The sequence below is a fragment of the Kiloniellales bacterium genome (assembly GCA_030066685.1).
In the GTDB taxonomy this organism is placed as follows: Bacteria; Pseudomonadota; Alphaproteobacteria; order Kiloniellales; family JAKSBE01; genus JAKSBE01.
Genome location: JASJBF010000018.1, coordinates 38577 through 52218, shown reverse-complemented (window position 1 = coordinate 52218; position 13642 = coordinate 38577). Strand labels below are relative to the sequence as shown.

The 13642-nt window shown below is 71.9% G+C and carries 12 protein-coding genes; 11 read left to right on the top strand and 1 reads right to left on the bottom strand.

Translation table 11 applies throughout. The features are described from left to right. Window positions 1-61 precede the first annotated feature (61 nt). On the top strand, window positions 62-2005 hold the full coding sequence (locus QNJ30_11665) for a CDC27 family protein (GenBank protein MDJ0944118.1): 1944 nt from the start codon (window positions 62-64) through the stop codon (window positions 2003-2005). Between the two features lie 259 nt (window positions 2006-2264). Then, complete coding sequence (locus QNJ30_11660; GenBank protein MDJ0944117.1) at window positions 2265-2759, top strand: ATP-binding protein; 495 nt, start codon at window positions 2265-2267, stop codon at window positions 2757-2759. A gap of 13 nt (window positions 2760-2772) precedes the next feature. Here QNJ30_11660 and QNJ30_11655 read toward each other — a convergent pair whose 3' ends face one another. Continuing rightward, window positions 2773-4788, bottom strand: coding sequence for a DUF115 domain-containing protein (locus tag QNJ30_11655; protein MDJ0944116.1), 2016 nt, complete (start codon window positions 4786-4788; stop codon window positions 2773-2775). A 140-nt stretch (window positions 4789-4928) separates the two neighbouring features. On the opposite strand from QNJ30_11655, the gene QNJ30_11650 reads away from it, so the two are divergent. The 9 genes from QNJ30_11650 to QNJ30_11610 all read left to right on the top strand — a co-directional run bounded on the left by QNJ30_11650 (window position 4929) and on the right by QNJ30_11610 (window position 13607). Continuing rightward, window positions 4929-5318 carry a flagellar biosynthesis repressor FlbT gene (locus QNJ30_11650; GenBank protein ID MDJ0944115.1) on the top strand — a complete coding sequence of 130 codons (390 nt, stop codon included), beginning with the start codon at window positions 4929-4931 and terminating at the stop codon, window positions 5316-5318. Then, the gene (locus tag QNJ30_11645; GenBank protein MDJ0944114.1) at window positions 5308-5760 is read left to right on the top strand and encodes a flagellar biosynthesis regulator FlaF; all 453 of its coding nucleotides are present in this window, start codon (window positions 5308-5310) and stop codon (window positions 5758-5760) included. The genes QNJ30_11650 and QNJ30_11645 overlap by 11 nt, the downstream gene beginning before the upstream one ends. A 474-nt stretch (window positions 5761-6234) precedes the next feature. Then, complete coding sequence (locus QNJ30_11640) at window positions 6235-7371, top strand: hypothetical protein (GenBank protein ID MDJ0944113.1); 1137 nt, start codon at window positions 6235-6237, stop codon at window positions 7369-7371. Further along, complete coding sequence (locus QNJ30_11635) at window positions 7362-8501, top strand: hypothetical protein (GenBank protein MDJ0944112.1); 1140 nt, start codon at window positions 7362-7364, stop codon at window positions 8499-8501. Before QNJ30_11640 ends, QNJ30_11635 begins: the two co-directional genes overlap by 10 nt. Further along, window positions 8446-9192, top strand: a complete 747-nt coding sequence (locus QNJ30_11630) for an NTP transferase domain-containing protein (protein MDJ0944111.1) — start codon at window positions 8446-8448, stop codon at window positions 9190-9192. The genes QNJ30_11635 and QNJ30_11630 overlap by 56 nt, the downstream gene beginning before the upstream one ends. After that, window positions 9189-10211 carry an N-acetylneuraminate synthase family protein gene (locus QNJ30_11625; protein MDJ0944110.1) on the top strand — a complete coding sequence of 341 codons (1023 nt, stop codon included), beginning with the start codon at window positions 9189-9191 and terminating at the stop codon, window positions 10209-10211. The genes QNJ30_11630 and QNJ30_11625 overlap by 4 nt, the downstream gene beginning before the upstream one ends. 21 nt (window positions 10212-10232) lie before the next feature. Next, a complete protein-coding gene (locus QNJ30_11620) occupies window positions 10233-11303 on the top strand; it encodes a hypothetical protein (GenBank protein MDJ0944109.1) in 1071 nt (356 codons plus the stop codon). A 201-nt stretch (window positions 11304-11504) separates the two neighbouring features. Beyond that, window positions 11505-12887 carry a flagellar hook-length control protein FliK gene (locus tag QNJ30_11615; protein MDJ0944108.1) on the top strand — a complete coding sequence of 461 codons (1383 nt, stop codon included), beginning with the start codon at window positions 11505-11507 and terminating at the stop codon, window positions 12885-12887. A 39-nt stretch (window positions 12888-12926) separates the two neighbouring features. Further along, window positions 12927-13607 (top strand): flagellar hook capping FlgD N-terminal domain-containing protein, encoded by a 681-nt coding sequence (locus QNJ30_11610; GenBank protein ID MDJ0944107.1) that lies wholly within the window; start codon window positions 12927-12929, stop codon window positions 13605-13607. Window positions 13608-13642: the final 35 nt, after the last annotated feature.

Sequence of the window (13642 nt, the reverse complement as noted above, 5' to 3'; positions counted from 1 at the left end):
CCACGCCGCCACCTTCCGGGTAACACAGCGTTAACCACGCTGCCGCAGGATGCCGGCCAGCATGACGACAGCAGAGACCAGCAGCAGCCTCGCCGCAGTCCGAGAGGCGATCGAGCGCCTCGACTGGGGCCGCCACGACGAAGCCATCGTGATCTGCGAGGGGCTGCTGCGCGAGACCCCCGACTGCGCCGAGGCGCTCTACCTCCTGGGCCTCGTCAGCTTCGACCTGGACGAGCCGGTCCAAGCCATCAAGCTGATGGAGCGAGCCCACGAGGCGAACCCGGAGCTCCAGGAGGCGGCCGAGGCCCTGGCCGCGATCAACGCCAAGCTGGGCCGGGTCCAGGAGAGCCTCTACTACGCCAAGCTCGGCACTATCCTCGAGCCGCACGGTGAGATCGAAGGCCTGCTGCCGCCGCGGCTCGGCTCCTTCTTCGGCAATCTCCGGCAGGGCCGGCCCGACCTCTATCTCAAGCGCGCCCGGCGCCAACAGCGCCTGGGCGAGACCGAGGCGGCGATCGCCGACTGCGAGACCCAGCTCGAGCTGACCCCCGGCGATCCCGAGAGCCTGCGCCTCCTGAGGGACCTCTGCCGGGAGAGCGGCCGCGCCGAGCGCGCCATCGCCGCCGCCCACGCCCTGCTGCACCTCGATGTTCCGGCGGCCGCCGATCTCAGCCAACTCGCCCTGGCCCTGGACCTGGCCGGCCGCCACGAGGAGGCCGAGGCCTGCCATGGCAGCGCCTGCGCCGGCGCGCCCGACGACGCCCGTCTGCACGCCCGGCTGCTCGACCACCTGGCCCGGCGGCCGGCGGCGGCCGCGACCCTGGCCGAGGCCCAGCGCGACTGGTACCGGCGTCACGCCCAGCTGGAGCCGCGCCCAGCGCCGCGGCGGGCGCCCTGGCGCGACGAGCGTCCGTTGCGGGTCGGCTACCTCTGTGGCAGCTTCCGCGACTGCGACCTGATGCGCTTCTTCGAGCCGGTCCTGCGCAGCCACGACACGGCGAAGGTCGAGGCCCACTGCTATGCCGACGGCGGCCGCGCGGACGCCGTGACCGAGCGGCTGATGCGGGCCGCCCACCGCTGGACCGATCTCGACCGCATCGACGACGAGACCGCCTGGCAGATCCTCCAGGGCGACGAGATCGACATCGCTGTCGACCTCTCCGGCCAGGCACCGGGCGGCCGGCCGTTGCTCTTGGCCCGGCGGCCGGCGCCCGTGGCCCTCGCCTGGCTCGTCAATCTTGTCCCACCGGACGCCGGTGGCTTCGACCGCGTCCTGACCGACGGCGTCGCCTGGCCGGAGGACGACGCTTGCGCGCCCGACGACGCGCCGCCCCTGCGCCTCGCGCCGGGCCAGCTCGCCTACCGGCCGCTCGCCCTCCTGCCCGAGCCGGGGCAGCTGCCGGCGGCGCAGAGCGGCCAGGTCACCTTCGGGGTGCAAGGCGACCTGCGCCATATCGACACGGCGACGGTCGGCGCCTGGGCCGCGGCCCTGGCCCGGGTGCCCGGCGCGCGCCTGCTGATCTGCAACCGGCATAACCAGGACCAGAGCTGCATCGCCCGGGTCTTGGACTGCGTCTCGCACCTCGGCCTGCGGCAGCGCTGCGACATCGTGAACCACGCCGACAACTTCCGCACCGAGTTCGACTTCTACGCCCACGTCGACCTCGCCCTCGACTGGGGCGCAGCGGAGAGCGCGGTCGAGGTCTGCCGGGCGCTCTGGATGGGCGTGCCGGTCCTGGCCCTGGCCGGGACCACACCGGTGGCGCGGCGCGCGGCCAGCGTGCTGACCCTGGCCGGCCGGGCGGAGTGGATCGCGACGGACCCGGCGGCACTCGGTGAGATCGCCTTCCGCCTGACCCGCGACCGCGCCGCCCTGGCGGCGTTGCGCCAGGCCCTGCGCGCCGAGTCCGAGGCCTCGCCCCTGGCCGACGTCCAGGGTTTCACGCGTTCCCTGGAAGCTGCCTATGCGGCGCTCTTCAAGGCCTGGGAAGAACGCGGCGGCTGAACCCGCCTCGGCAAGCGCAGATCTCTCCTTCTGACGCCCTCGGCGTCGCACCACGACCGCTTACTTTGTCTTCCGGCGCGAGAGGCTCTATTTCATGGGACATTGACGCGCATCCGACAGCAGCCCTTCGCCTCCGCGAGGGCGGGATCCGAATTACGCGCCCGGGCTAGGCCGGGACCCTTGCTGCTCGTTCGGATCGGGCGCCGCGCCGGCGCCCATCCACGGAAGACCCTCCCACGGAAGACGAGGTGGAGCGCCGATGCCCCGTCGCGACCCAACCCTGCATCTCCTCTGCGGCAAGATCGCCGCCGGCAAATCGACCCTGGCCCGTCGGCTGGCCTCGGAAGCGGACACACTTCTGATCAGCGAAGATGCCTGGCTTTCGCGGCTCTACCCCGGCGAGATCCTCTCACTCGATGACTATGTCCGATGCTCCGGGCGCCTGCAGCAAGTGATGGGCGACCACGTGGTCTCGCTGCTGGGCGCCGGGCTGTCCGTGGTCCTGGACTTCCAGGCCAACACGGTCGCGCGCCGGACCTGGATGCGCGGCCTCTTCGAGGCCGCTGGCGCGGCGAATCGGCTGCACTACCTCGACCTCCCGGACAGCCTCTGCAAGGCCCGGCTGCAGCGACGGAACGCCGCGGGCGCCCACGACTTCGCCCCGAGCGCGGCCGATTACGATCTGATCACCGGCTACTTCCAGCCGCCGACGCTGGACGAGGGCTTCGAACTCACCGTGTATCGTGAGCCCTGAAGCCGTCTCGGTCTCACGCTTCGGAAGCCGTCAGCACCCGTTCGGCGTCCGCGAAGATCCGGTCGAGCCGGCTGCGGAAGTCCTCCAGGGCGGCGATGGCCTCCTGCAGGGCGATGCGGCGGAAGGCGCCGAGCTGCGAGCGGTCGCGCAACCGCTTGTCGTACCAGAGGGCGCAGCCGAGGATCATGGTCACCGAGCCCTTGACGAAGGATCCGGTCAGGCTGCGCGCCGCGGTCTCGGCGCGCAGCAGGCGGAAGACCTCGTAGACCCATTCGCCGTCCTCGAGGTCGCCGGCCTCGGCCGCGCGCAGGCAGGCGATCAGACGTTCGACGACCGAGTCCTCCCGGGCCCTGGCAAGGCCGGCGCCGCAGATCGACGCCAGCCCGGCCTTGTCGAAGCCGGCCAGCCCGGTCTCGACGCCTCGAAGCAGGGCGGCCCGGTCGAGGGGCCGTCCGGGCAGCTCGATCGCCCGGGAGACCTTGGGGATCGCGCCCTCGATCCGGACGCCGTCGCTGCAGTTGTAGACCGTGATCCCGGCGTACATACGCAGCACGGCCTCCAGGTAGAGGCGCGACCAGTTGAGCACCGCCTCGCCCCAGGCCTCGCCGCCGAAGTTGCCGGCGAAGCGCTGGTGCGCCCGGCGGTTCTCGGGCAGCAGACCGGTCGAGAAGACCGAGCCCTCGGCGTGGTAGCGGCCGTGCTCGCGGGAGCCCATGTCGACCCCGAAGAGGTAGATCTCCCGGAAACCGAGGCGGATCGCGGCGCTGAGGCCGGCGTTGGCGACCGTCGGCCCGGAGGGCGACAGGGGCATGACCGGCTGACCCAGAAGCACGGTGCCGGTGTTCTCCTCGCGCAGGAAGAAGACCGGCGCTTCGAAGCAGTCGGACGTGCGGCGGTCGACCGAGAGCGCGGCGATCAGGGTGATGCCGGCGGTGCCGAACTCGGCCGCGGTGGCCTCGACCGAGCGCGCGCAGTTCTCCGAGTTCTCCAGCTCGATGTGGAAGTCGGGGCGGATGCCGCGCTCCAGCAGGATTCTGAGCGTGGTGCCGATCGACATGACCGCGACCCGCCCGGCGGCGCCCTCGAGGAAATCGAGCTCCTGCTCCAGCGAAGGTCCGGAACCGACGATGAACAGCGGCGTGTCGAGCGAGGGCTGCGGCTGGTCGATCAGGCGCAGCCTGGGCCGGTCGAGGTTGGCGACCGCGTTGCGGGCCATGACCTCCTCGTCCTCGAAGAAGCCGAGGCCGCGGATTGCCGAGTAGAGCTCGCGCTTCAGCTGCGCAGCGGCCTGCTGAAGGATCGCCGAGGGATAGTGTTCGAAGAGGTAGAGGCCGTCGATCAGCACCGGATTGTTGCCGCGGATCGCCGCAAGCGCCTTCTGGGCGATGTCGGTGGGATCGCGCTCGGTGATGAAGACGACCTCCACCTCGCGTTCGGCGGCCGCGGCGAGCAGGCCCGCCCAGTCGAGGACCCGGAGCGAGTGCGCGAGGTTTTCCAGCGTCGGCTCGATCAGCACCAGGCAGCGGCACTGGCTGCGCGCCAGAAGCTCCGGAAGATGCAGGCCGAGCCCGACGCCCAGGACCAGCAGGAAATGGGTTTCCTCGCGGCGCAGCACCTTGTCGTAGGCGATCCCGGCCTCGGCCAGGCGGGACGTGACCCGCCGGCAGAAGTCGCCGATCCCGCCCTTGAGGCTTTCGGGATCCGGCTCGTTCAGCAGGTTGCGGGTCGGCGACCGGAAGAAGCGCGCGACCTGCGCCTCGGCATGGGCCCGGGCATCGGTCTGGTAGAAGCGCTGGCCCAGGAAGGCGATGTCGAGGCCGCCGTCGGGGTCGGTCAGGAGCTCGGAGTGGATCTCGGACAGGCCGGATAACTGGGCCCGAAGGTTCGGCGCCCAGTCCTGCAAGGCGGCCAGGTTTGCGGCGAGGCGGGCCTCAGAAGCCTCCCCCTCCGCGTCCTGCACCGGCCCCGAAGGCAGGCCGGGCTGGGGTTTCCGGGGCCCGGTCCGTGCGGGCTGCGCCTCGGCGCCCATATCGCCTCTCAAACGCTAACTAGTTAGAAAGAGTTACTCTATGAAGCTGGAAAGGCCTATCCAACTTGGTGTGGGTTAATTTTATTTTAATCAAAAAGTCTGATTTATCAGATTTATACCAAACCTTTAGGGTAATCCTCATGCCCCTGAAGCTGACCCTCGGCAAGGGCGAGAAGCTGATCGTGAACGGCGCGGTCGTCAAGAACGACGGCGACGTCGCCAGCCTCGTCTTCGAGAATCAGGCGCACATCCTCCGCCAGAAGGACATCCTCACCGCGGAGGACGCCGGGACCCCGGCCTCCCGGGTCTATCTGGCCCTGCAGTGCGCCTATCTCTTCCCCGACCGCCGCGCGGCCTTCGTCGAGGAGTTCGACCGGCTGCTGGGCGACTACTTGCAGGCGGCGCCCAGCGCCGAGGCGCTGGCCGCGGAGATCCGCCGCCGGCTGGACGCTGACCAGCTCTACGCCGGGCTAAAGGCCTGCCAGAAGCTGATCGAGCACGAAGCCGGGATCCTGCAGCATGCCGAATGACTCGGCGGCGAAGTCCTACGGCGGGACCCTGGGCCAGGGCGGCTCGCCCCGGGAGACCGAGGGCCGGGCCCTGCTGGAGTCCGCCCGCCGCATGGCCGAGGTCCAGAAGACCCCGGAGGACGTCACGGCGATGAAGGAGACGGCGCGCCTGAACTGGCGGCTCTGGACCATCTTCCAGGCCGAGGTCACCCAGGCCGACTGCCCGCTGCCGCCGGAGGTCCGCAAGAACATGCTGGATCTCTGCAACTTCGTCGACAAGCACACTGTGCGGCTGCTGGCCAACCCGGAGCCCAAGGGCTTCGACGTCCTGATCAACATCAACCGCCAGATCGCCGCTGGGCTCCTGGCCGAGGTGACCGCCCAGGGCGGCCCGGCCGCGCAGGAGCCCGGCCCGGCCGGCTCCCAGGGCACACCGCCGCCGGGCGGCGGAATTTCCGTCTAGCGCAGATCCAGAGCCCCGAAACCGAAACCTGCCTTGCCAGCCTCTACGCAGAAGGGCCGACGCGCCGAGCCGGGCGCCGACCCGGCCGCGCTTCAGGCTGTGCTCCGATGAAACCGCCAGGAGAGGGGTGCGGCTACCTGCCGCGTGACGACGGCGTCCTGCCGTCCAATGGGGCGGGCCTGCCTGGCCTCCCCGTATCAGGAATGCAGCTTCCGTGCCACCGGCGCGAGGCGGCCAAGACTGCGGAATCCCTGGCCTCCCCTGCGACCTCGGTGGCCCTGCCCGGCAATTCTTGCCGCTTTGCGGGCGGCAGTTTTCGCCCAGCGGAAAATCTTTCCTAGGACGGAAGGTCTAAGAATCAGCGGCTTAGCCCAAAACTCATCCGCTTTTAGTCATAGCGCCGACCTTCGGCATGGCACGGCCTTTGCGTCGGATTTAGGTCAAATTAAATCTTTTGGCAGCAGCCTTACCCAAATGTCTGATACCGCTCTGCGATTCGACCTAGATTCCGCCCCCCGGCCGGCCGGGCCGGGCGCCGGAGTCAGACCCGCGGAGGCCCTGCGCGGCCCCGGGGCCGGCGAGTCGCGGCTCGATGCCTGCTGCCACGGCGTCACCCTGCGGCTCGACAGCGAGGATCCGGATTTCGCGGCCTTCGCGGCCCGGAACTACCGGGCCTTCCTCGGCGCCCCCGCGGCCCGGCCGGACGTCGCGGTCCGCTTCGGCCCCGAGGCCGGGGCGGTGGCCCGGGCCCGCAAGCCAGCGATGAGCCGGCTCGGCATGGGCCTCCATATCGATTCCGAGAGCCTTTACTGGGAGAACGCCTTCGGCTTCTCGGCCCTGGTCACGCCCCGGCGCGACGGCGGCTTCGAGGTCCTGGCCTACCACTTCGACCTGGAGCGGGAGCGCGACCCCGACCTGCGCGCCCGCAACCACCAGCGCAGCCTGCGCTGGGCCCTGCACTTCCCGCTGTTCCATTGCCTGGCCGCGCGCCAGGGACTGGGCCTGCTCCACGCCAGCGCCCTCGCCGTCCGCGACCGCGCCGGGGCCGACCGGGCCCTGGTCTTCTGCGGCCTCAACGGCGTCGGCAAGTCGAGCCTGGCGGCCTTCCTGGCGCGGCAGGCCGGCTACCGCTTCATGACCGACAACTTCCTGCTCGCCGACCCGAAGGCGGTCTACGGCTTCCCCGAGGTGCTGCGCCTCGACCCGGCTGCGCTCGCCCGGCTCGGGCTGACGCCGCCGGACGGGACCACGGTCTACGGCAAGCACCACCTGAGCCTCGCGCCCGAGGACATTTGCCTGCACGCCGCACCCGCCGCCTGCTTCCTGGTCGTCAACGGCGCGGCCCTGTCCTGCGAGCCCCTGGACTCCGAAGTCGCCCTGCGGGCCCTCGCCGGCCTGCACGCCTATCTGGGCGAGTTCCCGGAGCAGTCCTTCCTCGCGGCCCTGCCGCTGCTGCCCGCCGCCGGCTCCTGTCCCGGCGGTCCCCGCCGCCCCGGCGGGGCTCCTGGCGAAGGGGCGCCGCTTCTCTCCGACAGGCCTTGGTACCGGCTTTCGCTGCCCCTGGACTGGCGGCTGGCCGACGTGAAGGAGCTAGTCGAAACATGTATCTGAACATCCTCGGCGAGATCGGGGTCGCGCTCGGCGGCAAGGCCAGCACGATCGTCGACTACGTGAAATCGGAGTACGGCGCCTTCGAGATCCCGGAGCTGCCGGACAGGGCCGTCGACATCGAGATCGAGTTCGTTGACGACCGCTCCAGCCCCGACGACTCCGTGCACATCCGGGCGCCGGTCTCCTACGACGATCACGGCGTCTTCCTGCACGACCCCCAGTACCACGTCTTCCGGGTCGATTTCGCGGCGGCGCGCGACGGCAAGTGGCGGGCGACCTGCGACGTCGATTTCAACCCGCATTTCTTCGCCATCATCATGGAGTACATGACCCACTTCCAGCTGCTGCGCCGGAGTGCCGTGTTCTGCCATTCCTCGGCCTTCCGCATCAACGGCGAGGGCGTGCTCTGCCCGGCCTGGCGCAACGTCGGCAAGACCAACCTGCTGCTGCAGTTCCTGCAGAACGGCGCGGAGTACATCGCCGACGACTGGAGCGTGGTCCAGCGCGACGGCCGCTTCCGCTGCCTGCCCAAGCGCCTCAACCTGCTGTACTACAACTTCGACCAGTTCCCGGAGATGCTCGACGAGGTGCCGCCCGACTTCGCCGCCCTGGTCCGCTTCGTCAGCCGGGCCAAGCGGGGCGAGTTCGACCTTAATCAGGAGACCCTCCAGGTCATGGAGGGCCAGGCCCGGATGCGGATCTCGCCCTACGAGCTCTACGACCAGGTCATGGACACCACGCCCAAGCCGATCGACCACGTCCTGTTGCTGCAACGGGCCTCGGACTGCGATCAGCCGGTGCGGGCCGAGCCGATCGACCACGACATGCTGGTCACCAGCCTGGCCTCGATCCTGGAATTCGAGCAGAGCCACTTCCACCTGGCCTATTCGGTCTTCCGGGCCCGGACCGGGATCCGGGTCGAGTTGCTCGAGGATGCCCGCCAGGCCTGCGAGGCGGTCATGGCCGAGGCCTTCGCCGGCATCGCCACGCCCTACCGGGTGACCATTCCCTCGCAGCGCGGCGCGCGCGAGGCCTATGCGACCATCAGGGAACTTCTGACAGGAGAGAGGGAAGATGACGCGCGTGATCGCGATCGTGCCGCTGCGAACGGACTCTCGACGGCTGCCTAACAAGCATCTGAGGCCCCTGGCGGGCCGGCCGCTGATCGAGATCCTGGCCGCCCGCCTCGGCCAGGCCCGGCGCCTCGACCGGATCGTCCTGGCGACGACCGAGCGCGCCTGCGACGACGGCCTGGCGGAGGCCGCGGCCGGGCTCGGCCTGCCCTGCCACCGCGGCGCCGTCGACGACGTGCTGGGCCGCTGCGCCGCCGCCGCCCGCGCGGAGGGCGCCGGCCTGGTGGTCAAGGCCAACGGCGACAGCCCCCTGCTCTCGGCCGAGGTCATCGACAGCGCGCTCGATCAGATCGTCCTGCAGGACGCCGACTGCGTGACCGGCAAGAACGGCTACACCGGCCTGCCGGTCGGGCTGGGCGCCGAGGTCCTGACCGCCGCGGCGCTGGACCGGCTCGACCGCGAGGTCACGGCCGCCGCGCAGCGGGAATCCATCACCGGCGCCGTCTTCCAGGAAGGCTCGGGCTTCGCCTGGGCACCGGCGATCACGCCGCTGGAATGGCGGGCCCCGGAGCTCGACCTCTGCGTCGACACGCCCGAGGACCTGGCCCGCCTGGACGCGATGCTCGCCCTGCTGCCGGCGCGTCCCGCCGCCGACTGGGCGGTGCCAGAGATCCTGGCGGCGGCCAGGCGCGCCGCCGTCCCGGGCGCGACGGCAACCGAAGGCGGAAGCAGGGAAGCCTACGCATGACGCCTAAAGGTCTCACGATCGGCAGCCGCCGGGTCGGTTCCGGCGAACCGGTCTTCGTCATCGCCGAGATCGGCATGAACCACAACGGCGAGCTCGACCTCGCCCTGGCCATGATCGAGGCCGCGGCCGCCTGCGGCGTCGACGCGGTGAAGTTCCAGTCCTTCCGGACCGAGGCCTTCCTCTCCGACCGGGTTCCAGGGCTGGACGAGCGCCGCCGTTATGAAGTTCCGGATCACTGGTATCCGGAGCTGAGCGCTGCGGCAGGGAGCGCCGGCGTCGAGTTCTTTTCAACCCCGCTCGACGCCGGCAGCGCCGAGACCCTGGCCGCCGTCGGCGTGCCCTGCTTCAAGATCGCCTCCTGCGACCTGACCAACCTGCCCCTGATCGCCCAGGTCGCCGGCTACGGCAGGCCGGTGATCATCTCGACCGGCTTCGGCCGCCTGGGCGAGGTCGAGCGTGCGGTCGAGGCCGCGCGCGCGGCCGGCAACGACCAGATCGTCCTGATGCACTGCGTCGCGCTCTACCCGACGCCGCCCGAGGCCGCCAACCTGCGTGCCATCGAGACTCTGCGCCAGGCCTTCGGCCTGCCGGTCGGGCTCTCCGACCATTCCCGCGAGTCGCCGGCCATCGCCCTTCTGGCGGCCGGCCTGGGCGCGGTCGCGCTGGAGAAGCACTTCACCACCGACCGGGCCCTGCCCGGCTACGACCACGCCATGTCCGAGACCCCGGAGAGCCTGACCCGGATCGTCGGCGCCCTGCGCCAGGTCCCGGCCATCCTCGGCGACGGCCGCCTGGAGCGCAGCGAGGCCGAGCTGGCGCGCCGCGAGACCGCCCGCCGCGGCCTCTACTGGACCGGCGACCTGGCGGCCGGGACCCGGATCGAGGCCGCGCACCTCATCCCCTTGCGGCCGAGCCACGCGGTCGCGCCCTGCGCCCTGCCGGAGCTGCTCGGCCGGACCCTGCAGCGGCCGGTCACGGGCGGCAGCCCCGTGGCCTTGACCGACCTCCAGGCGGGCTAGGGCGGCAGGGGCCGAGGCGCCATGCGGCTGCTGTTCCGGCTCAACCTCGGCGGCGAGCTCGACGGCGGCCACCGCGGCCCGGCCGAGGGGCTGGGCCATGCCACCCGCTGCCTCGCCCTGGCCGAAGCCCTGCGCGAGGACGCGCCGGCGGCCGAGATCCGCTTCGCGCTGCGCGGGCCCGAGGCGACCTTCGACATCGTCCGCGACCTCGGCTTCGCCTGCCATCGCGTCGAGCGCGAGGCCGACGGCCTGGAGGCCTTCCCGCCCGACGCCACCATCCTCGACCTCAACGGCGCCGACCGCGACCTGATCGCCCTCTATCGACGGCGCGGCCCGGTCATCAACCTGGCGGCCCGCGGGGTCGCCAAGCACTACGCCGACCTGACCTTCAACAACACCGCGGCCGACCCCGAACCGGCCCCGGCCGACGCCCGGCCCGGGCCCTGGCACCGCGGTCCCCGCTACGCCCTCATCGCCCGCCGCTTCACCGACCTGCGGCCGACCGCCGAGGCGCCGCCGCCGGATCGCTTCTCCTGCCTGGTCTGCCTGGGCGGCATCGACCGGGACGGCATGACCGTTCCGGTCCTGGAGGCTCTGGTTGCCGACCCGAGGGTCGACTTTCCGGTCACCGCGGTCGCCGGAGCGCTGAATCCCCACTTGGCGCGCCTGCGCGCCCTGGTCGCCCGGCGGCCGCGGCACTTCACCCTGGCGGTCGATCCGGCCGACTTCCCCCGGCGCCTGGCCGCCGCTTCCCTCGGCATCTTCGGCCTGGGCGGGCTCACCGACGAGGCCCTGACCCTGGGGGTGCCGAGCCTGAACCTCGGCCTGACCCGCTTCCACGAGCTGCGCGGGCAGGCCCTGGAGGCCGAGGGCGTGATCGCCTACCTCGGCCGCTTCGGCAGGGTCCCGACCGCGGCCATCCTTTCCGGACTGCTCGGGCTGCGCAACGACCCCGGGCGTCTGGGCAAGATGCGCCGCCGCGCCCTCGCCCTCTACGACGGCCGCGGCTGCCAGAGGGTCGCGCGGGCGATCCTGACGTTCCTGGAGCGCCCCCACGCCGACGCCGCGGCGCGCCTGCCGGCCCCGGCCTGAGCTCCCGGCAGACTTTGCCGCCGCGGGCAGCTCTTGCCGCGGCGCCCCGGCAGAAAGCCGCGGCCGGCCCGGTTCGAGGGCCTCTCGTCGCGAGACAATTCCATTGGAATCAGCCAGTTACGGCGCGAGATCCGGATGGCCCACCGCTTGCAGATCCAGGGACGGTTCCAAGTAGGAAAGACCAGGATCCGGTAGCCCAAGATGGAAGCACTCCCCGTCGATCATTCTCCCCGGCAGGACGGCCGCGCCGCGCAGGACGCGACCGGCGGTCCCCTCGGGCTCTTCGACCTGATCCTCAGCGAGGGGCCGGAGGCGCCGCTCGCAGGGGCCGAGACCGGCGGCCGGCACGACCCGGCCGAGCGCCGAGACCCGGCCGAAGCGCCCGGCAAGGGCCGTCCGCTGCCGTCCGCCGAGCGCGCGCCCGGCGACGACCCGGTACCCCCGCCGCCCGATCCTGCCGGGCAGACGGCGCGCCAGCCCGCTCCGGCGCCCGCCGCGGAGGCCGGCACGGCGCCGGCGCTCGGTCGCGCCGGAGGCCCGGAGGCGCAACGGCCTCTCGCCGCAGCGCCGCTGGCGCCCGCGACCACCGCCGGGCCCGGGACAGAGCAAAGCGGGCCGCCGGGCGGTCCGGCCGCCTCGCAAGCGACCGGACGGCCTGAGGCGGCGCGCGGCGGCGATCTCCGCCCGGCGATCGCGGCCGCGGCAAGCCAAGCCGAAGCCAAGGCCCCGGCCGGCGCCGCGAACGATCCCTCCAGGCTTGCCGAAGCTGATCGGAGGGCCGGGCCCGATCTCCCGGGCCAGGCGGCGCTCGCCGTGAAGGTCGCCCAGGCCTCAGCGGCCTCCGCCGCCGGCGGTGCCGGGTCCAAGGCGGCGTCGAGCGGCCTCAAGGGGGCAAGCGGCACCGCTGCGACGGGCGGACAGGCCCGCACAGCGGCCGCGACGGCCGAGGCCACCGGCGCCGCCCTCACGGCGCCGGCCGCGGCGGCGCTTTCGAAGGACACCCTGCTGAGCCTCGCCGTCGACCCCGTGGCCGCCGCGCCGGGCGATCCCCTTGGCGTCGACCCGGGCGGCGCCGGCGGCCTGCGTCCGAGCCTGGCGGCCACGCCTGCGGCGGCCGCCCCCGGCGACTTCGCCGGCCTGCTGCGCGGGGCGGCGGCCGAGGCCCGCGGCGGCGCCAACGAGCAGGTCGCGGTCCAGATCCGCCGCGCCGTGGCCGCCGGCAACGACCGCATCTCGATCCGCCTGCACCCGGCCGAGCTGGGCCGGGTCCAGGTCCGCCTCGAGATCGCCGAGGACGGCCATGTGCGCGCCCTGATCACCGCGGAGCGCGCCGAGACCCTGGACCTGATGCAGCGCGACCTGCGCGGCCTGGAACGGGCCCTGCAGGACGCCGGGCTGAAGACCGAGTCGGGCAGCCTCAGCTTTTCGCTGCAGGACCAGCAGGGCGAGCCCTTCCAGGCCGCCGAGGAGCAAAGCCGGGAGCGGCCGGGAGCGGCCGGACGACAGGCCGACGCCGATGAGCTCGAGCAGAGCCTGACCCTCACCTGGTCGGCCGGCGACGGTCGGCTCGACATCCGGATCTGACGGCGCGGCCCCTGACGGACGAGAGAGGAGCGAGGACCCATGGAGATCAACGGCGCCACCGGCGCGGCGAGCCAGACCGGCCAGCAGGCGGCAGCGGATTCCGCGAGCCTGGCCGAGACCTTCGACAACTTCCTGCTGCTGCTGACCACCCAGCTGCAGAACCAGGATCCCCTGTCGCCGATGGACACCAACGAGTTCACCCAGCAGCTGGTCGCCTTCACCGAGGTCGAGCAGTCGATCAAGACCAACGACCGGCTGGAGCAGATGATCGACCTGCAGCTGGGCAACCAGCTGACCAGCGCCGCCAGCTACATCGGGCGCAGCGTCGAGGCCGAGAGCGAGTTCCTTTCGCTCGACGGCGGCCAGGCGACCCTGACCTACGCCCTGAGCGCCACGGCCGCGCGCACCACGATCCAGATCCAGGACGAAAGCGGCCTGGTCGTCCGGACTCTTGGCGGCGAGACCGAGCCGGGCCTGCACCGCCTGGACTGGGACGGCACCGACGACGGCGGCAGCCCGCTGCCCGACGGCGTCTACCGGGCCATGGTCACCGCCGTGGACGGCGACGACGCGCCGCTTTCCGTGGCGCAGGGCACGCTCGGCCGCGTGACCGGGGTCGAGATCCTCGACGGCCAGGTCGTGCTCTCGCTGAACGGCCTCAAGATACCCATCGACAAGGTGGTCTCCGTCACCGAGAGCGCGGCGGGCAACCAGAGCTGAATTCACCAGGCAGAAGCCGATCTGAGCCAAGACAG